General features: G+C 65.7%; 20 protein-coding genes and 1 pseudogene. 8 read left to right on the forward strand and 13 right to left on the reverse strand.

Features of this window, described 5'->3' with window-relative positions; all coding sequences use genetic code 11:
- Positions 1-251: 251 nt before the first annotated feature.
- Both ABD115_RS07415 and ABD115_RS07420 read right to left on the reverse strand, forming a co-directional pair.
- Positions 252-1,187, reverse strand: coding sequence for a nucleotidyl transferase AbiEii/AbiGii toxin family protein (locus tag ABD115_RS07415; protein ID WP_343959732.1), 936 nt, complete (start codon positions 1,185-1,187; stop codon positions 252-254).
- On the reverse strand, positions 1,184-1,765 hold the full coding sequence (locus ABD115_RS07420; protein WP_343959734.1) for a type IV toxin-antitoxin system AbiEi family antitoxin domain-containing protein: 582 nt from the start codon (positions 1,763-1,765) through the stop codon (positions 1,184-1,186). The genes ABD115_RS07415 and ABD115_RS07420 overlap by 4 nt, the downstream gene beginning before the upstream one ends.
- A gap of 190 nt (positions 1,766-1,955) precedes the next feature.
- Between ABD115_RS07420 and ABD115_RS16605 the strand changes: the two are divergent.
- The 3 genes and pseudogenes from ABD115_RS16605 (at position 1,956) to ABD115_RS16610 (ending at position 3,813) form a co-directional block, all read left to right on the forward strand.
- Positions 1,956-3,128 (forward strand): annotated as a pseudogene (locus tag ABD115_RS16605) (IS30 family transposase).
- 84 nt (positions 3,129-3,212) lie between these two features.
- Complete coding sequence (locus tag ABD115_RS07430; RefSeq protein ID WP_343959738.1) at positions 3,213-3,671, forward strand: AraC family ligand binding domain-containing protein; 459 nt, start codon at positions 3,213-3,215, stop codon at positions 3,669-3,671.
- Complete coding sequence (locus ABD115_RS16610) at positions 3,613-3,813, forward strand: helix-turn-helix domain-containing protein (protein ID WP_382389075.1); 201 nt, start codon at positions 3,613-3,615, stop codon at positions 3,811-3,813. Before ABD115_RS07430 ends, ABD115_RS16610 begins: the two co-directional genes overlap by 59 nt.
- Before the next feature lie 56 nt (positions 3,814-3,869).
- On the opposite strand, the gene ABD115_RS07435 is transcribed toward ABD115_RS16610, so the two are convergent.
- On the reverse strand, positions 3,870-4,205 hold the full coding sequence (locus ABD115_RS07435) for an ArsR/SmtB family transcription factor (RefSeq protein ID WP_343959740.1): 336 nt from the start codon (positions 4,203-4,205) through the stop codon (positions 3,870-3,872).
- Positions 4,206-4,221: 16 nt separating this feature from the next.
- Here ABD115_RS07435 and ABD115_RS07440 point away from each other — a divergent pair, with 16 nt between their 5' ends.
- The gene (locus ABD115_RS07440) at positions 4,222-4,698 is read left to right on the forward strand and encodes an SRPBCC domain-containing protein (RefSeq protein ID WP_343959742.1); all 477 of its coding nucleotides are present in this window, start codon (positions 4,222-4,224) and stop codon (positions 4,696-4,698) included.
- 13 nt (positions 4,699-4,711) lie between these two features.
- Here the strand turns inward: ABD115_RS07440 and ABD115_RS07445 are convergent, their stop codons facing one another.
- The 6 genes from ABD115_RS07445 to ABD115_RS07470 form a co-directional block, all read right to left on the reverse strand.
- On the reverse strand, positions 4,712-5,356 hold the full coding sequence (locus ABD115_RS07445) for a hypothetical protein (protein ID WP_343959744.1): 645 nt from the start codon (positions 5,354-5,356) through the stop codon (positions 4,712-4,714).
- A 99-nt stretch (positions 5,357-5,455) separates the two neighbouring features.
- Positions 5,456-6,790 (reverse strand): ArgE/DapE family deacylase, encoded by a 1,335-nt coding sequence (locus ABD115_RS07450; protein WP_343959746.1) that lies wholly within the window; start codon positions 6,788-6,790, stop codon positions 5,456-5,458.
- Between the two features lie 210 nt (positions 6,791-7,000).
- A complete protein-coding gene (locus ABD115_RS07455; RefSeq protein ID WP_343959749.1) occupies positions 7,001-8,143 on the reverse strand; it encodes an RsbRD N-terminal domain-containing protein in 1,143 nt (380 codons plus the stop codon).
- Positions 8,144-8,313: 170 nt separating this feature from the next.
- Positions 8,314-8,586 (reverse strand): hypothetical protein, encoded by a 273-nt coding sequence (locus ABD115_RS07460; protein ID WP_343959751.1) that lies wholly within the window; start codon positions 8,584-8,586, stop codon positions 8,314-8,316.
- Between the two features lie 18 nt (positions 8,587-8,604).
- Positions 8,605-9,609, reverse strand: coding sequence for a hypothetical protein (locus ABD115_RS07465; protein ID WP_343959753.1), 1,005 nt, complete (start codon positions 9,607-9,609; stop codon positions 8,605-8,607).
- Positions 9,610-9,731: 122 nt separating this feature from the next.
- Positions 9,732-10,067 carry a winged helix-turn-helix transcriptional regulator gene (locus tag ABD115_RS07470; RefSeq protein WP_343959756.1) on the reverse strand — a complete coding sequence of 112 codons (336 nt, stop codon included), beginning with the start codon at positions 10,065-10,067 and terminating at the stop codon, positions 9,732-9,734.
- Positions 10,068-10,130: 63 nt separating this feature from the next.
- Here ABD115_RS07470 and ABD115_RS07475 point away from each other — a divergent pair, with 63 nt between their 5' ends.
- Both ABD115_RS07475 and ABD115_RS07480 read left to right on the forward strand, forming a co-directional pair.
- Positions 10,131-10,991, forward strand: a complete 861-nt coding sequence (locus ABD115_RS07475) for an NmrA family NAD(P)-binding protein (RefSeq protein WP_343959758.1) — start codon at positions 10,131-10,133, stop codon at positions 10,989-10,991.
- Positions 10,992-11,099: 108 nt separating this feature from the next.
- Positions 11,100-11,387, forward strand: coding sequence for a helix-turn-helix domain-containing protein (locus ABD115_RS07480; protein WP_343959760.1), 288 nt, complete (start codon positions 11,100-11,102; stop codon positions 11,385-11,387).
- 19 nt (positions 11,388-11,406) lie between these two features.
- Here the strand turns inward: ABD115_RS07480 and ABD115_RS07485 are convergent, their stop codons facing one another.
- The 3 genes from ABD115_RS07485 to ABD115_RS07495 all read right to left on the reverse strand — a co-directional run bounded on the left by ABD115_RS07485 (position 11,407) and on the right by ABD115_RS07495 (position 13,160).
- Positions 11,407-11,844, reverse strand: a complete 438-nt coding sequence (locus ABD115_RS07485) for a CrcB family protein (protein WP_343959762.1) — start codon at positions 11,842-11,844, stop codon at positions 11,407-11,409.
- Positions 11,837-12,298: a fluoride efflux transporter FluC gene (locus ABD115_RS07490; RefSeq protein ID WP_343959764.1), complete on the reverse strand. Its 462-nt coding sequence runs from the start codon at positions 12,296-12,298 to the stop codon at positions 11,837-11,839. Before ABD115_RS07490 ends, ABD115_RS07485 begins: the two co-directional genes overlap by 8 nt.
- 118 nt (positions 12,299-12,416) lie before the next feature.
- A complete protein-coding gene (locus ABD115_RS07495) occupies positions 12,417-13,160 on the reverse strand; it encodes an SDR family NAD(P)-dependent oxidoreductase (protein WP_343959766.1) in 744 nt (247 codons plus the stop codon).
- A 379-nt stretch (positions 13,161-13,539) separates the two neighbouring features.
- Between ABD115_RS07495 and ABD115_RS07500 the strand changes: the two genes are divergently transcribed.
- The gene (locus ABD115_RS07500) at positions 13,540-14,796 is read left to right on the forward strand and encodes an ATP-binding protein (protein ID WP_343959768.1); all 1,257 of its coding nucleotides are present in this window, start codon (positions 13,540-13,542) and stop codon (positions 14,794-14,796) included.
- A gap of 46 nt (positions 14,797-14,842) precedes the next feature.
- Here ABD115_RS07500 and ABD115_RS07505 read toward each other — a convergent pair whose 3' ends face one another.
- Entirely contained in the window at positions 14,843-15,757 is a 915-nt protein-coding gene (locus tag ABD115_RS07505; RefSeq protein ID WP_343959770.1) for a GNAT family N-acetyltransferase, read from the reverse strand.
- 62 nt (positions 15,758-15,819) lie between these two features.
- Between ABD115_RS07505 and ABD115_RS07510 the strand changes: the two genes are divergently transcribed.
- On the forward strand, positions 15,820-17,037 hold the full coding sequence (locus ABD115_RS07510) for an aminotransferase class I/II-fold pyridoxal phosphate-dependent enzyme (protein WP_343959772.1): 1,218 nt from the start codon (positions 15,820-15,822) through the stop codon (positions 17,035-17,037).
- The last annotated feature ends 5 nt before the right edge of the window (positions 17,038-17,042 follow it).

Raw genomic sequence — 17,042 nt, forward strand, 5'->3', positions numbered from 1 at the left:
AGCGCGCAGCCGTGACTTGCACAATAGTCCGCTTGGATATTCTGTCGTCAAACTTTGAGCGTGAGCCGCGACAGCGCTTTGGGCATGGTTGCCGCATGCGGCTGTTGCGTCGATATTGTTGGTGGGCACTGTGGACCGGATCGATCCGGCTCTCGCAATTCCAACGTGTAAGGATTTCTTATGTGTTGTCGTCCATCCAGCTGCCCCGCCGGGAGCGTCGGGAGTTGCGATCTCGAGGGTCGCGCCCGGGGTCACTTGCCGACGGTGGAGCCGTGAACTTCAGTTTCCCACCTTTGCGTGGCAGTGTTCCAGTTTCCTTTTGCGAGCCCCTTCAACACGGGATCGCTGAAATGTGCAACTGCATCGAGTACCTTCACGAAAACCTCAGGTAGCTCACGCTGTCGGTTGACGCGTGTGCGCCAGACCCGCCACTTTGGTTGTGCACGCTCTGGCATATGGTTCAGCATCGGCAACAACGGCGTAAGATCCACGCCCCGGTAGGCCGCCACGGTCTCTAGCGATTTGCGTAGCGCCTCGGCTTCAACCGCATGAAGGCGTGCGAGCGTATAGACGTCAGCGAAATCCCGCCAGCGCGTGTTGCCCTCACCGCGGTCAATTGCGGTGACGATTTTCTCTGCAAGCACCATTGCCAGCGGATATCCAAGAAGCAGAACTGGCGGCTGGTCGAGCGGCAAAATGCGGGGCATCTCGATGAGCTGCGGTGAAGGCCAGATCGGATCGCCGAAATTGACATCGATACCAACAGTAAGCCGGGCACGGCCGAGCCGCCCGACGAGTCGCACGCGAACGCCAGCATACTCGTCAATGTCGCCGTCACGAATGCTGGAGGTTGTGACGCTATCCGCGTCGAAGACCACACCATCGGAGAGATCGTGCGCCACAACTGCGCGGACCAGTTCAGTCACAACCGCAGCATCGTTCGAGAACCCGGTAGCTTGCAGGTCGATGTCCTTTTTGGGGCGGCGTGCGGCAAATGCTGCCAGAAGCACGCCACCCTTCAACACAAAATCGTCCCGATGGGCCGACACAGCGATTCGAGCGAGCAAGGCCTCAAGCACGTAGAGTGTCTGCAGCTCCTGCACGTCCGAGCCCGAGTCACGCGCGAGCCGCCGGAGCGCCAGCGCTGCGTCGCCGGCTGGAGTACCGCGTTGGATGTTCGGTGTCATAGCAGTATCTCCAGTGCGTTTTGGAGCGCGGGCTTGCCTTTCGGGAAGTGCTTGGCCATGGCGAGCAACTTTGCCGGGCTGTTTCCTCGCTCTCGAAGCCATCGTTTCAGTGCTTCGACGGCAAGATCGATACCCCACTCATGACTGAGGCGAAAGAGATCGATGATCGTGCGTTCCGCGGAGTACAACCCGATGTTGCGCCCGCCAGGCAGAGCGTGTTCTGTTCGGCCGATTTCGAAAGTCCCCGCGTCGAAATGGTGCCAACTGATCGGTGCGCTCCAGACCGTCAATGGCTTCGCCCCTCGAGGGATTGCGATATTGCTCCGTGCAGGGATCTCATCGGTGAGATCATGTAGCGACAGTGCCGTCAGCAGACAGAGAGTTGCTTGGGGGCGTTTTCCAGCAATTGCCATCCACGCTGCGGTGGTGTCATCCGTCGCGCCGGCTCGTAAGAACTGCCCCGGTGCGATCCGATCGTATTCCGCGAGTTCGATCAAGCGTTCAAAATGTCTGCGCGTTAGCCCTGCGGCTGCGAGATCTTTGTATCCCAGCATGTCTGGCAGAAATGCAGTGTTCATGTCGCCTCCAATCGAACAGGAACGGTTACACATACATTGTACCTGTTGCCTTTTCCGCCCGCCACCCTCCGCGCTCACCGCCCGAGTGCGCACCGATCTACAGGTCGGCATAGCCATTCAGCCGCGCCATCACGCCAGCGTGGGCGCAGCTTCAAACATCAACTCAAGCCGATGCTCGCTCAGCCACAGCATGGGACCCGAGTCTCTGCTGTCTGCGGCCGCTATAACCGGGGTCTCTTACGCAACCATCCAGAACTGGGCGAAACTTGCTGGCATGAAGCTGATGATGGGCCGGACAGGCGGCCTCGCTCAAATACCCCGAGCCGTACCTCATTTGAGGCCTGCGACGTATCGTCGACTCACGCTCGCTGACCGGTCGTACATTCAAGCTGCGTTATCGTTGGTGCCGCCACTGGGAGTGAGAGCAATCTCACGCGAGCTCGGCGTCTCCCCGTCGACGGTGTCACGGGAGATACACGCACACCAGCAGGAGCATTGGAAGGTGAATCATTACGATGCCGAAGTCGCTCACTATCTCGCGGCCGCGGAGCGTGGCCGCGAACGTCCCGGGAAGCTGTCGGATTCGAGACTTCGGGCTGAGGTTGTGACACGCTTGAATTTGAAGTTCTCCCCGCAGCAAGTCGCGGGACAACTCAAACGAGACGTCCCCGACCGACCGCAGATGCACGTGTCACACGAAGCGATTTACCAGGCCTTGTACATGCAGGGCAAAGGAGCGCTCCGTCACGAGCTCACCGTCGTGAAAGCGTTGCGCTCTGGCCGGACTGGCAGGAAGCCACAGTCAAAGCTTCCGCGCAGGTCGAGCCGGCCCTGGCTTGACGGGGCCCGCCTCTCGGACCGGCCTGCGGAGGTCCAGGACCGGGCAGTTCCTGGGCATTGAGAGGGCGCCTTGGTCGTTGGCCCGAACAACTCTGGCATTGTCACTCTTGTGGAACGTCAAACCAGGTTCGCGCTTCTTGGCAGGCTCCCCGGAGCAAAAAATTCCCGAACCGTGCTCGATGCCATGCGAGACATGGTCACCGATCTCCCAGAAGACCTGCTGCGCTCGATCACGTGGGACCATGGGCAAGAAATGGCCGAGCATGCGGCCTTCATGGTCACGAACGATTGCGCGTTCTACTTCTGCGACCCGCACTCGCCCTGGCAGCGCGGCACGAACGAGAACCTGAACGGCCTCGTCCGAGACGTCTATTCCAAAGGCACTGATTTCAACGAGGTCAGCAATGAAGACCTCGCGAGAACACAGTGGCTGCTCAACATTCGCCCACGGAAAACGTTGGAATTCGCGACGCCGGGTGAGAAGCTAGACGAACTCATCCAAGGTGTTGCGCTAACCCCCTGAAACCGCCATTGCCCGCGCCACGGAACTCGTGAACGCTGGCGTCGAGTTGACGCGCCAAGACATGGACGAACTGAGCCTGTCGGTGTGAACGACACACTGCATTCCCTGTCTGAGGCCGAGGTCTTCGCCGATCCGGCCGCGGTGCTCGCGGCCGAGCTCATTGTGGTGCGCAACGATATGACCGCCCACTCGCACGAATTCGCGGAGGTCGCACTCCTCACCGCAGGCAACGGGGAGCACTTCACCGAGGCCGGCGTCCACCCGCTCACACCAGGAACACTCATCATTCTTGGCCCGGAAGGTTGGCACGCACACCGCGCGCTCCCCGAGCTTGAGCTCACAAACGTGTACCTCACCACCGGGCTGCTCGCGACGCTCAGCGCCTCGCCCGAGCTGGCGGGTGCGATGGGCCCAGCGATCCACCCTCAACACCTCGGCGTCGCAGCTCGTACGCGCCTTCCGCGCCGACCTCGGCGTTGGCCCGATGACGCATCTCCAGCGACTCCGCGCCGAGCGGATGGCGTATCTGCTGCGCACGACTGAGCTCACTGTCGCCGCGACCGGCCGCACAGTTGGCTGGTCTGATCCGAGTTACGCGAGCCGCCGCTTCTCGGCCCACTGGGGCGTTTCCCCCAGCGACTACCGAAGGCGCGCCCCGGCGACGCCCGCGGCGGCCATCCACTGATCGTAGATACGCTCGCACTGCTGGGCCGGGCACCGCCGCAAAGGGGCGACAGACCCTCAGGCGTCCTCAGGCGACGAGAGCTCATCGAGCAACCCGACGGCCGCGTCCATATAACCACTGATCCACCGGTCATGAATCCGCTTGATCGGCAGCGGCGCGAGCGCCAGGTGCCGCACGCGGCCGACCTTTCTACCGGTGACCAGTTCCGCGGCCTCGAGCACGCGGAGGTGTTGCAGCACCGTGGTGCGGTCGATCTCTGGTAAGAGTGCGCAGAGCGACCCAGTCGTGTGGGGCGACAGCTTCAACGCATCGAGCATGCGACGGCGCACTGGCGACGCCAGCGCCTTAAAGACTCGATCATCAATCTCGTCATCGACAGCTCGATTGGTCATGTTGTAAAATTACAACATGAATAGCAATGACGCACTCTCAGAACTCACATTCACCGTATCCGGGCGCGTCTCGCGCCCGCGCGCCGAGGTGTACGAAGCGGTCGCAGACCCCTCTCAGCTCTCGCGTTACTTCACCACGGGCGGCGCGAAGGGCCGTCTCGAATCGAACACTGTCGCGCAGTGGGACTTCGCCGATTTCCCAGGTGAGTTCCCCGTCACTGTCGCCGAGGCCACGCCGCCCCAGCGCATAGTGATCGAGTGGGAGAACGAGTCGACGACCGATACGCGCGGCGTCACCAGGGTTGTCTTCGAGTTTGAGCCAGTGGACAACGACACCCGCACGCTCGTCACCATCACCGAGAGCTCGTGGCAGGCAACGGCAGTGGGCGCGAAGGCAGCGTTCGGCAACTGTGAGGGGTGGACGGGCATGCTCGCCGCGCTCAAGGCGTGGGTCGAGCACGGCATCAACCTGCGCGACGGGTTCTACCGGTAGACGCCCTACCCACTCAGGGCCGGGCACCCTCGCCGAAGAGTAGGCGCATCAATTCCCGCAGCGAATCGGGGCCAGCGATGCCCGGCGAGGCAGGCGAGGCCGCCGAGGCCGGCGAGGCCGACTGGGAAGCTTCGGGCGTGATCACCGACCCCCAATACGCAATCGACTCGAGCAGTTGCTCAACACTGCCAGCGACGGTGGTCGTTGCTTCGAACTCGGGTTCTTCACCGAACACAACCGCGCCGTCATCGCGCAGGGCGAGGTAGCTGTAGGCTCCGCGAACCGACAGCATGATCGGGTGATGCCGCGCCCAGAAGCGCGTCACCGCGGCTCGTTCATCGGCATCGACCGCGCCCTCGAGGCTCAATCGTTCGAACGCGTTCCACGCAAACGCATCGCTCCCCGCGCCGTGCTCACCGTAGTCTGCGACTGCGAGAAACCAGACGCTCTCGTCTTCGCTCGCAAGCTCGTCGTACGACCGCTGCCACGCCGTCAGCGCCACGTTCTGCTGCCAGCAGGGCTCGCTGCTCGGCTCGTCGACGCCGCCATCCGCAGGCGCGACAGGCTCGTGGGCACCCCGCGGCACCCAGCGCCACCCCGCCGCACGCAGTGCCGAGATCGCCGCCTCCTGCGGAGTCAACTCGTCGCGGTGCTGCACGATTTCTCCATCTGCTCGTCGCCGGCTTGGTCGGCAGGCGGGCCACGCCCCGGTCGGGGCGGGCCCTCCGAGCCTATCGATGCATTTCCTGAGAACCGGCTACGCTGCCGAAGCGGCCTCAACCACCCCGCACCACGACGCGAGGTACAGCGCCATCGACTTCGTGCAGCGCCTGATCGATTCGATGCTCACCCGCTCGTCGAAGCCGTGGATGTTTTCTGAGATCGGGCCATAGACAAGCGTCGGGATATTCCCGTAGTTCACAAACACCCGCCCATCGAGGTACCCGGGGGTCGTGAAGCTCGTGAGGTCTTTCCCAAACACGGTTCGGTGAGTCTCTTCGAGCAGCGCCTCCGCCTCGCTGCCTGGCTCGAGCACGTAGCCCTCTGCGTAGAACCCGTCGGGGGTGAGTTCGACAGCGAAGGCCGGGTGGCGCGAGTCGTCGCTCGCCTCAGCGGCAACGCACTCGGTGACCGCAGCCCACGCGTCGTCGGCGGTGACGCCGGGGTAGGTCGCGATTCGCACACGCAACTCGCACCACGCTGGCACGCTCGACGGCCAGTCGCCGCCCGTGATGCCGCCGATGTTGAAGTTGATGGGGTGATCAAGATCCTGGAAGTAGCGATGCTCGCCCTGCTCCGCGTTCCAGCGTGCTTCGAGCACACGCAGCGCGCGAATCACGTCGTAGGCGGCGTCGATCGCGTTGAACCCGCTCGCCATCTCGCGCGGGTGCGTCGGGCTGCCACTCACGCGGATCGTGCCCCACAGCACACCAACGTTGGCGCGCACGAGCGCATCCTCTTCGGGTTCCGAGATAATGACGGCGTCTGCGGTGTAGCCGCGTAGGAGCGCCGCGAGCGACCCGTTTCCGGTGCACTCCTCCTCGACCACTGACTGCAGGTGCACGCGCCCAGTGAGCTCGAGCCCCGCTGCGCGCACCGCGCGAAACGCGGCCAGGTTCGCGATGAGCCCCGCCTTCATGTCGCCCGCACCGCGACCGTACATCCAGTCGCCCTCGACGCGCGCATCCCACGGCGAGCGCGACCACTGCGACTCGGGGCCCTCGGGCACGACGTCGATGTGGCCGTTGAGAATCAGGGAGCGGCCAGCCTCGACGCTCGGCGCATACGTGCCGACGACGTTCGTCATCGTGCTGTAGTCAACGGTCGCCTTACCGTAGCCGGGGTGCGCCTCCAGTTCGTCTGATCCGATCGCCCACCGGTCGACCTCGAGCCCGAGCTCGCGGTAGTGGCGTTCGATGAGATCCTGCGCAGCCTCCTCACCGGCGCGCAGCGACGGCGCCGCGACGAGCTCCGCGGTGCGGGCGAGCTGGTCGTCGAACTGCGCGTCGACCGCCGCGAGAATGCGGTCGGCCTGCTCCTGCGTGAGCTGCTGCTGAACGTGCTGCTGCGTGGTCGGTTCGTGGGTGCTCATTGCGCTGCTGTCTCCTGGGGTCGTGCCCGCCGGGAGCCGCGCACAGGCGGAGCCGCGGCGTGCGTAAACGTCGATGCTGCTTCGACGCTACGCCCGGCGGCCGCGCATGTCAGTGGGCGTTCGCTCACGAACCAAGCCGGGCGCTGTGCATTCCGACAGCGACTACAGCGAGAGCAGCAGCTGGTCAGTGCAGCTGGTCAGTGCAGCTCGTCAGCGCAGCAGCACGAGCGCGACGACTGCGTCTCGCGGCACCGTCACGTCGAGCCCCGTCAGCGATTCGAACTGCTTCAGCCTGTTGAACACCGTGTTGCGGTGCAAAAACAGCGCCTCCGACGTGCGCTGCACCGATCCACACTCGACGAAGGTGCGCACGGTAGCTGTGAGGCGCTCCCGCTCGTCGTCTGGCGCCTCGGCGAAGCTGCCGAGCAGCTCGTACTCGAAGCCCGCGACGGCCTCACCGATCGCGTCAGACGCGAGCGCGCCAAACGCGGTGACGAGGGTGTGGATCCGCGGCGGCGCAGTCCCGTCAGCCCGCCCAGCGGCTTCACCGTCTACCGACACCGCGATCCGCTTCGTGAGCGCCGCCGCGCGATTGAGCGCAGCGAGCCCCGGCACCCGCGCGAGATACACGCCGCTGAGGCTGGGGTCGCCGTCCGGCAAAGTTGCCTGCCCGCGACGCTGGCGGAACCAAAATACGTGCTCACCGTCGTCGTAGGCGAGCGATCCGGCCGGCGGTCGAGGGCCACTCGAAGCTGACTCTGAGCCGTGCCCGGCACCAGTGTGCATGGCGAGAAACTCGTACTCGGCCCCCGATTCGACGCCGAGGGTCGCCGCAACCTCGGCCGCATCGGCCGCGGTGAGCCGCTCGGAGAACAGCCGCGCGATGGCGCGTTCCCTGGTGCTGCGGTGCTGCCGTTCAAGCAGTTCTGCCTCGGCGAGGTACGCGCGCTGCACCTCGGTCGCGTACCACTCAACGACCGCCAACACGCGTTCGCCGTTCTCCACGAGCACGGCGAGGAGATCGGGCTGCGCGGCTCGTTCGAGCGCGCGCCACAGGACACGAAAGTTGATCCGCACCGCCTCAAGAAATGACGCGAATGGTACGCCCTGGCGGGCTCTGCGGCGTCCAAGGCGGTCTGCGAACTCCGCGCCGTGCGGCAGCGGATCAGTTGTCTCGAGCCGCTCAAGGAAGATCTCGAACGCCTGCGTCGCGGTGTGCTCGACGTCTTGCGAGTTCACGGCGTGCTCGCGGTAGTCGTCGTGCTGTTCGAGCTCGGTCAGGAAGTCCGCGAGCAACTGCGGAATCTGGGCATGCACCCGTGCGATCAGCTGCTGCCACCCCGAATTCTGCATTCCCCTATTGTGCAGGATGCGAGGGCATCCCCAGCGCCCCCACAGCGGCAGCCAGCGCGGATTCCGATATCGGCTGCTTCAACAATTGCCGCGGGAAAATGTCCACGTCAGAACGACCAGAGAGTGAAGATCACGTCGCTATTCGACAGCAAATTTCGCTGTTCCCGCGCTCACGGGCGTTCGTTCCATGCCTCGATAAACGGGGCACCTGCCCGTTTCGCGCGGTCGTTCAGCTCGGCGTCTGACAGCTGCGGTGCAGCGATCACGCAGAACGACCCGCCACTGGCTGCGTCAATGCAGACCCGGTCGCCGGGTTCGGCGAGCGGCTTCAAGGCCGCGGCATAGTCGGCGAGGTCGGCCTGCGTGGGCCGCTCCTCCAGCGCGAGCTCAAGCGACGAGCCGGGCAGGAGCGCGACCCGGGCCACCTCTCCCCGAGCGCTCAACGCGACACCGACCGTGGCCTAAGCCACGAGCTGACCCGGGGCGCCCTGGATGGAGAGCGCCGGCTCGCTCTGATCCCCCGTGTGGATCGTGACGGGGCTCAGCGGCTCGGCCCCGCCGCCAGCGCCGCCAGCGCCAGCCCCGTCGATCGCGCGCGCCAGCGCGGCAACTGCTGCCGTATCGGTGGCGCCGAGCTTGAGCGCTCGGTCATCAGTCCACACAGACTCGAGCGCTGCCCTGGCGTTCTCCGGGAGTTCCGCGAGCAGTGCGCGTGCCGCGCCCCCGGTCGCGCCGGGGAACAGCGTCACGAGGTCGCTCTGAAAGGTGACGGCGAGGGTGGATCCCTGCAGCGCGGCCCGCGCGAGCGCTTCGGCGCGTGCGAGATCAGCCTCGTTGGCAAGCGTGATCGTCGCGGCCTCCTGGTCGGCCTCGAACCCGGTGAGCGCGAGCTCCGCGGTGAGGCCGTCGTATGCGGCGCGGGCCGAGCCGAGCCAGGGGCCGGGCGCACCGGCAAGCACGACGCGCGCCGCGGCGCCGGGCTGCGTCGTGACCGTCAGCGTCGGGCTCGGGGCGAGCTGAGCGAAGAGGCCGGGGCTCTCGGCGAGCATTGCGAACGCCGTGTCACCATCGGCGATCTCAATCGTGGCGCTATCTACAACCGTGGTGAACTCGACGGAGTTGAACACCACGGCATCGACGCGAGAATCGCCTCGCAGCTCTTTCGTCGCATCGAGGAGCGCGTCGCCCTGTGCCTCGTCGAGCAGCACCGGAACCCGCCAACCGTCAAAGAGCACCGAGATCCGCACGTTCGACGGCCCTGCGGAGCCCAAAACGCGGGTGTCATGATCCACCGCGAACTCGCGAACGCGCTCGCCGAAGGCGCGAAGCTCGGCATCCGTGATGTCGTCGCGCAGCGACACCTCGCCACCGACGCCCCCGGTGAACGCCTGGTTGTCGGCGCTCGACAGATCGAGCTCGACGACTGCTGGGTCTCGCGAGAACTCTCTGGCGAATTGATCGTGCACCGCATCACCCGTTGCACACCCGACCAGCGACCCCGCCGTGAGGGCGCCGGCGACACTGCATAGAGCGATGCGGCGCCCGAGCGACCCCCCAGCAATGTTCCTCCAACGACGGCGACCACCCATCACAGCGCTCCCTCACGATCGGCCACCGCGGGTACCGTGAGCGCCCACTCGGCCATCGCATCGAGCACCGTTCGCAGCTGCTGCCCGAGCGGTGTGAGCTCGTACTCGACGCGCGGCGGCACCTCGGCGTACACCGTGCGCGTCACGAGCGCGTGCGCCTCGAACTGACGGAGCCTGCTCGTGAGGGTGTGCGGGCTGATCCCGGGAAGCGCCTCGCGCAGCTGCCCGAAACGAAGGGGGCCGTGCAGCAGCTCGCGCACAATGAGGGTCGCCCACGGCCCCTCGAGCAGCACGAGGAAGCGCGCGACACCGCATTCTGGAAGCTCATTTTGCATAACTTGAAGAATACCCCAACAGTGCAGTTGATGTAACTGATGCATTGTCTGCACTATTGATGCATGACCTCAGTTGTTCACGGCGCGACAGGCGCCCAAGGATCCCCCGTTCTCGATGCCCTCATCGCCCTCGGCGAGCAGCCGATCGCGCTCAGCCGCCTCGGCCAGTCAATTCCCGGCGCGAACAGCCTCGCCGTTGACGCCACCTCCGCCGAGCAGCTCACCGCCGCGTACCAGGGCGCAGACTCGGTGTTCGTGCACCTGCCGCTCGGCACGGAAGAAACGCGGCTCGAGATCGCGCGCGCCGTCGTCACGGCGCTCGGCGAAGCGCGGCCCGGTCGCGTCGTGATCTCGACAAGTGGATCGATCGTCGACGCCCCCGGCACCAGGCTGCAGGTCGCGCCAGACTCCGCGCTCGCGCAGCTCATCGATGGCGCGGTCGCAACCGGCATTTCGACCGCGGTGGTCGCCCCGCGCCTCTTCCTTGAGAACCTCCTGCTGCCGCACGTGCAGGCCGGCGTGCGCGAACAAGGGGTGCTGCGGTACCCCGTGCGCCCCGACTTCGCGGTCTCGTGGGCATCGCACCTCGACGTCGCCGATGCGATCGTCGCCCTGCTTCGCGATCCGTCGGTCACGGGCACCGTCGGCGTCGGCCACGTTCCCCCGGCAACTGGACCCGAGCTCGCTGAAGCCTTCGCGGAGGCCTTCGGCACCCCGGTGAGCTTCGAGCAGGTCACACCCGCAGAGTTCGGCAAGAGCATCGCCCCGCTGCTCGGCGAGGGCCCCGCGGCAGGCGTCGCGGGCCTCTACACGGCACTCGGCGCGGAGACCGACTTCACGTTCGCCCCTGAGACCGGCGCTGCCGCCCGCCTCGGCGTCGAGCCCCGGAGCCTCGTCGCGTGGCTCAACGGGTTGCGCGGCTAACGGGCTCCCCTTCCCTCCAAGCTTCGAGTACCCAATGCCGACTACCCTCGCCTTATCACCAAGATACGCATAGGGTAGTCGGCATTACTCGAGCAAGGGAGCTGTGCTGTGGCCGGATACCGGATAGACCGCCAACGAGTCGAGTTTGGCGAGCACGTGCGCGGCTGGCGCATGGTGCTCGGCCTCACCGCACAACAGGTGGCTGAGCGCGCTGAAATCACCCGAGACACGCTACGTAAGCTCGAAACGGGTCATCCGGGCGTATCGCTCGGCAACACAATGCAAATACTCAGAGCGCTTGGAATGCTCGACACCGTGGTCGACGCTCTCGACCCGCTTGCCAGCGACATTGGGAGGCTGCGCGCGGGTCGGCTCGCGAAGAAGCGCGCCCGCTGACAGGCGCCGCCCCGTATGGCTACGCGAACGTTGGGCCAAGCAGTACCCCCGCCAGCGCGAAGAGCACCGCGACGCCCAGGGTGCCGAGCGCGTTGAGCGCGGCCGCAGCAAGCCTTCCGGCGCGCGCGAGCCGCACGGTGTCGAGGCTCGCAGTGCTCAAGGTCGTGAACCCGCCGAGGAGGCCAACGCCGAGCCCGAGCCATGCCGGGTGCGCGGCGGCAGCTGGCACGACGAGCGAATCCGGTGCCGCGCCGAGCACGCCGACGAGCAGGCCGAGTAGTAACGATCCGCTGACGTTCACGAGCGTGATCCCCCACGGGAAGAACGCCTTCGCGGGCGCGTCCGCGCGGCGGCGCGCGAGGCGGGTCACCCAGGTGTCGAGCGCGAAGCGAACGGTGGATCCGAGACCACCACCAAGGGCGACGAGGAGCGCGCCGAACAGGCTGAGCTCACTCACGGTTCGCCGCCGACCCGGCAGTACTGTTGCGACGGCCTGTGATCGGCGCCGTGCCGATCCACACCGTGCCGATCCAGACTCCGGCGACCGTCGCCAGTGCGGCGGCGACAACGGTGCCGAGCGCGAGGGCGAGCGCTCCCCCGGCGCTGCCGAGTCGAGCGAGCTCCGCGACCCCAACGGCGAGGGCGCTGTATGTCGTGAACCCGCCGCAGAACCCCGTTCCGAGCAGCAGTTGGAGGCGCGGGGCCCGGCCCGCGAGAGCAGAGACGAGCAGGCCAAGCGCGAACGAACCCACAATATTTATCACGAACGTGCTCACGGTGCCGCTCCACGGAAGGGCGACGCCGAGCAGGTAGCGGGCGAGGGTTCCGACCGCGCCGCCAAGGCCGACGAGTGCGAGGGTCGAAAACGTCAGAGCGCCTGGCGCGCCGCTCGCTCGAGATGACTTACCCACGCGTCGATCCTACGCGTGCAATACCCATCCAGGCAGCACTGAAGCCAGGCCCACGTTGCGTGGAGCCTGGCTTCAGTGCGTAGGTAGTGAGCGATTGGTGCCCGGCGGCACCCAGTCGTTAGCGGCCGAGGTGCGCCACACCGGCGGCGGTGAGGTCGTCGGTGAAGCTACCCAGGTTGGTGCTCGTGATGCCACCATCCACAGGGAGCACGACGCCGTTCACGAACTCCGACAGGTCGCTCGCGAGGAACACTGCCGCCTTCGCGATGTCCTCCGGCGTGCCAACGCGGCCGCTGGGCTGCGTCGGCCCAAGTTTCTCCGAGAGGTAGGCGACAAACTCTGCCGCGTTCTCCTCCGGAATCCCGAAGCCGCGCGACATGATCGGGGTCATAATGATTCCGGATGCGATGGCGTTGGAGCGGATACCGAGCGGCGCGAGCTCAGGCGTCGCTTGCTTCACGATGCCGACAACTCCGTGCTTCGCCACGGTGTAGGCCGCGGCCGACCAACCACCCTGGAATGCGGCGGCTGAGGCGGTCGAGATGATTGATCCATCGCCGCCCTGCGTCTTGAATTGGCGCGCGGCGTACTTGTGGCCGAACATCACCGAGCTGCTGAGTAGCGACAGGGTTTTCTCGAAGCCCGCCTGACCAATCTCCATGATCGGAGCCTGGCCACCCTGTGCGCCGGCGTTGTTAAACATGATGTCGAGCTTGCCGAAGCGCTCGACAGTTGCCGCGACGACGGCTTCGATGGCGGCCTCCTCGGTCACGTTCGTGTTGGTGTAAGCGACGCGATCGCCGAGGCGATCGACAATCGCTGCACCGGCATCACTGCTTGGCCTGCATCCTGGGACCCTCATGAAACAGACCAGCGCGCTCGGGAGTCGCCCGAGGGCACACGCTCAGGGCAAGGCTCCGGGGCGGGGATCAGGATGCGTATGGCATCGAGCTCAACCCGAGACCTCCGGAGCGCCCTTACGGCGTTAACTCCATCATGGCCAATTCAAAAAGCCCTGACCAGGATGCACTTTCACAGGCACGCATGCTACATTGCATGTAATTGGTCCGAGCGTATCCTCCGCGCGGTCATTCTCTCGTCATTACGCGTTGATCAACCCGGAAATCGGCAGTGTTGAACCCGGAAATCGGCAACGTGTCACCCGGGAATCGGCGACCAGAAACCCGGGAATCGGCAACCGGGGCTCGTATTTGTGCGAACCGCGGGCTAGTCTCGACGCCATGAAGACAAATTTCGTGCCGCGAAACGTCGCCGGGCTCGCGCAGGAGACACTCTCCGACACGCCAATCACGATCATCAGCGGGGCCCGCCAAGTCGGCAAGAGCACGTTGATGGGTCAACTGATCGAAGATAAGCATGCTCGCGTGGTCAACCTCGACGACCTTGGAGACCGGAACGCAGCTCAGGCCGACCCCGATGGGTTCGCCGCACAGTTCCCGGAAGGCATTCTCGCGGTCGACGAAATTCAGCGGGTTCCAGAGCTATTGACGTCCCTCAAAGCAAATGTGGACAGGGACCGTAGGCCAGGCCGTTTCATCGCCACGGGCTCCGCCAATCTGTTGTCTTTGCGCGGGGCTCACGAGTCGCTCGCGGGACGCGCTGAGACGATCCAACTGGAAGGGTTCAGCCAAGACGAACTCGAGGGCCGCAAGGCCGACTTTGTCTCGTTCCTCTGGGAGCTTCCAACACGAGGCCAGCCACCGGAACAGTCCGACATCGACCGACGCAAGTATCTCCAGCTGGCGATCACGCCATCCTTTCCCGAGGCGCGTCGTCGCACAGCGCGCTCGCGCGATCGGTGGCTCAGGGCATACACCGAGCGCCTACTAACTAAGGACACGACTGACATCACCGGCATTCTGTACCCCGATCGTTTGGAAACGCTCTTGAATGTCATTGCTGCGCGCAATTCCAGCGAGTTTGTTGCGGCGCGAATCGGTCGCGACATCGATATTCCGGCGCGGTCCATCCCGGCATATCTCCACGCTTTGCAAAGCGTGTTTCTCACCAGATCGATTCCGGGGTGGTCAAACAATATTGCAAATCGAGCCGTGTCTACACCCAAGGTGTCACTCAGCGACACCGGCCTCGCAGCGCACCTTGCGGGCGTGGAACTCGACGCGCTCGAGGCTGCCATCTCCTCCACGATCACTGGAGGGCTGCTCGAAGGCTTCGTAGCGGGCGAACTTGCAAAGCAGAGTACATGGTCAACACGTTCGACCCGCATGTTCCACTACCGCGACGACGAGAACCGCGAAGTCGACTTCATTGTTGAGGATCGCAGCCGAAGTATCGCGGGTATTGAGGTCAAGGCATCCTCAAGCCCTGGGCACGCCGACTTCGCCGGGCTCCGCTACCTTCGCGACCGCGTGGGAGACCAATTCGTGGCCGGCGTCGTGCTGCACACTGGCCAACGGGCTCACTCGTTTGGGGACCGCCTCTGGGCGCTGCCGCTGTCGACTCTCTGGCGCAACTAGGCGCATCTCCCGGGGCTCGAAGTGGCACTGCACCACCAGTATGCGACTAGCGCCACTTCAGCACCCGCGTCATGCCGTGGCTGAAGCCTCGCGCTATGAGCGCATCGCCGAGCGCCTCTGCACTTTCGCTCACGCGGGACTCCGCCCACACTGTCCAATAGCCAGCCTCGGCAAGGAGGTCGATCCCGCGATTGAGCTCGGCGATCCACCGCGCGAATTCGAAGGCACGACCGCCGGCAGAAACGCCACCGGCACCCACAGGAGGCACCGCGCCCGCGGCAACGTCGAGCATGACGACGCTCGACGCAGTCACCCACGTGTCGTCGCTGTGGCCGGTCTGCGTGAGCGAGACTCCCAACGCGGCAAACACCTCCTCCGCATCGCTCGTGTCGCCGAGCGCCGGCGGCACCACGCCGGGAGCGGGGTGCACCGAACGCATCCACGTCTTCGAGTAAGGGGCGTACCCTGCGCGGGTGTAGAACCGCAGCGCACGGTCGTTTCCACCCATCACATCGATCGCAACACGCTCGATCCCGCGGGCCGTGGCCGCGCCCTCAACGATCGAGACAAGCCGAGCGCCGAGACCCTGACCACGGGTCTCCGGCAGCAATGACAGCGTCTCAAGCACTTCGATGCGTGAGCTTGCCGCATCGGCCGATCCGACCTGCGCACCCGATCCGCCAAGCGCATCCGATCCGCCCAGCGAGTCTTCGAAGCTCAGCGCGTAGCCAACCGGCGTGCCATCGTCGGTCGCGATCCACAGCGACGCGCGGGGCGAACCCGAGATCGTGTCACGGTAGTGGTCGCGTCGCCGCGGCCAGCTCCCCTCGCGCGGCCTCGTCACCATCCCGGCGGCGCCGGTCGAGACGTGGTGATCAAACAGCGCGAGCCAGAGCGGGGCGAGCGGGCTCGGCTCTGCGGAGAGCGCTTCGAAGGGGTCGCGCTGCTCGATCTGAGTCATCGGCGTGCCATCTTCCGTCACGTGCGCCCGAAGCTGGCGCCTCACCTCCTATTCTGGTGGGTATGACTTCACGGTGGAAAGATGTGGCAGTGGCGGCGGGGCTCGCAAGCGGCGACGGGAGCGTTCGCCCGACGATCTTCGCGGAGATGAGTGCGCTCGCCGCAGCGACCGGGGCCGCGAACCTTGGCCAGGGATTCCCCGACGACGACGGCCCGCAGTGGATCCGCGAGGCGGCGATCGACGCGATCCGCTCGGGCGAGAATCAGTACCCGCCGGGCCGCGGCATCGTGGCACTGCGCGAGGCGATCGCCGCGCACCAGTCGCGCCACTACGGCATCGAGCTCGACCCCGCAACCGAGGTGCTCGTGACCGCGGGCGCAACCGAGGCGCTCACCGCCGCGATTCTCGCGCTCGCCGGCCCGGGCGACGAGGTCGTCACCCTCGAGCCGTTCTACGATTCGCACGCCGCGGCGATCGCGATGGCTGGCGCGACGCACGTTACGGTGCCGCTCGTGCCGAGCACGCGTGGCTTCGCGGTGGATCGCGCAGCGCTCGAAACTGCCGTCACCCCCGCCACGAAACTCATTCTCGTGAACACCCCGCACAACCCGACGGGAACGGTGCTCACGCGCGAAGAACTCGGCCTCATCGCCGACGCCGCAGAGCGGGTCGACGCGCTCGTCATCACCGACGAGGTGTACGAGCACCTCGTGTTCGATGGTGCAACACACACCCCCATCGCCACGCTGCCCGGAATGCGCGAGCGCACGCTCACCGTCTCCTCGTCTGGCAAGACGTTTTCGCTGACGGGCTGGAAGATCGGCTGGGTGACGGGGCCCGCGCAGCTCATCGAGGCGGTGCTCGCGGTCAAACAGTTTCTCACCTACTCGGGCGGCGCTCCTTTCCAGCCGGCGATTGCTCGGGCGCTCGTTGGCGGAGACGCCGATATCGCCTCGCTTCGCGAGACACTCGACGCCCGCCGCGAACTGCTGCTCGCGAGCCTCAGCCGCGTGGGGTTTTCCTCGGTGCGACCCGAGGGCACCTACTTCGTGTGCGCAGACGCGACGCCGTTTCTCAGCGCCGATGTGCCCGACGGTGCGGCGTTCGCGCGCTGGCTGCCCGGCGCTGTTGGGGTCGCGTGCGTGCCACTCTCGGCGTTCTGCCGCGAGGGGTCGGCGACCGCAGAAGCGCTCGCGAACTGGGTGCGCTTCACATTCGTGAAGAACGATCAGACGCTCGCCACCGCGATCGAGCGGCTCGAGACACGACTCGTGCGCTGAGGGGG

It is taken from the genome of Leucobacter albus (genome assembly GCF_039528015.1).
GTDB classification, from domain to species: domain Bacteria; phylum Actinomycetota; class Actinomycetes; order Actinomycetales; family Microbacteriaceae; genus Leucobacter; species Leucobacter albus.

Excerpts from the sequence above, each read along its gene's own strand:
- ABD115_RS07415 (WP_343959732.1), bottom strand. The coding sequence starts at position 1,187 with ATGACACCGAACATCCAACGCGGTACTCCAGCCGGCGACGCAGCGCTG.
- ABD115_RS07420 (WP_343959734.1), bottom strand. The coding sequence starts at position 1,765 with ATGAACACTGCATTTCTGCCAGACATGCTGGGATACAAAGATCTCGCA.
- ABD115_RS16610 (WP_382389075.1), top strand. The coding sequence starts at position 3,613 with ATGACGCATCTCCAGCGACTCCGCGCCGAGCGGATGGCGTATCTGCTG.
- ABD115_RS07435 (WP_343959740.1), bottom strand. The coding sequence starts at position 4,205 with ATGACCAATCGAGCTGTCGATGACGAGATTGATGATCGAGTCTTTAAG.
- ABD115_RS07440 (WP_343959742.1), top strand. The coding sequence starts at position 4,222 with ATGAATAGCAATGACGCACTCTCAGAACTCACATTCACCGTATCCGGG.
- ABD115_RS07450 (WP_343959746.1), bottom strand. The coding sequence starts at position 6,790 with ATGAGCACCCACGAACCGACCACGCAGCAGCACGTTCAGCAGCAGCTC.
- ABD115_RS07455 (WP_343959749.1), bottom strand. The coding sequence starts at position 8,143 with ATGCAGAATTCGGGGTGGCAGCAGCTGATCGCACGGGTGCATGCCCAG.
- ABD115_RS07470 (WP_343959756.1), bottom strand. The coding sequence starts at position 10,067 with ATGCAAAATGAGCTTCCAGAATGCGGTGTCGCGCGCTTCCTCGTGCTG.
- ABD115_RS07475 (WP_343959758.1), top strand. The coding sequence starts at position 10,131 with ATGACCTCAGTTGTTCACGGCGCGACAGGCGCCCAAGGATCCCCCGTT.
- ABD115_RS07495 (WP_343959766.1), bottom strand. The coding sequence starts at position 13,160 with ATGAGGGTCCCAGGATGCAGGCCAAGCAGTGATGCCGGTGCAGCGATT.
- ABD115_RS07500 (WP_343959768.1), top strand. The coding sequence starts at position 13,540 with ATGAAGACAAATTTCGTGCCGCGAAACGTCGCCGGGCTCGCGCAGGAG.
- ABD115_RS07505 (WP_343959770.1), bottom strand. The coding sequence starts at position 15,757 with ATGACTCAGATCGAGCAGCGCGACCCCTTCGAAGCGCTCTCCGCAGAG.
- ABD115_RS07510 (WP_343959772.1), top strand. The coding sequence starts at position 15,820 with ATGACTTCACGGTGGAAAGATGTGGCAGTGGCGGCGGGGCTCGCAAGC.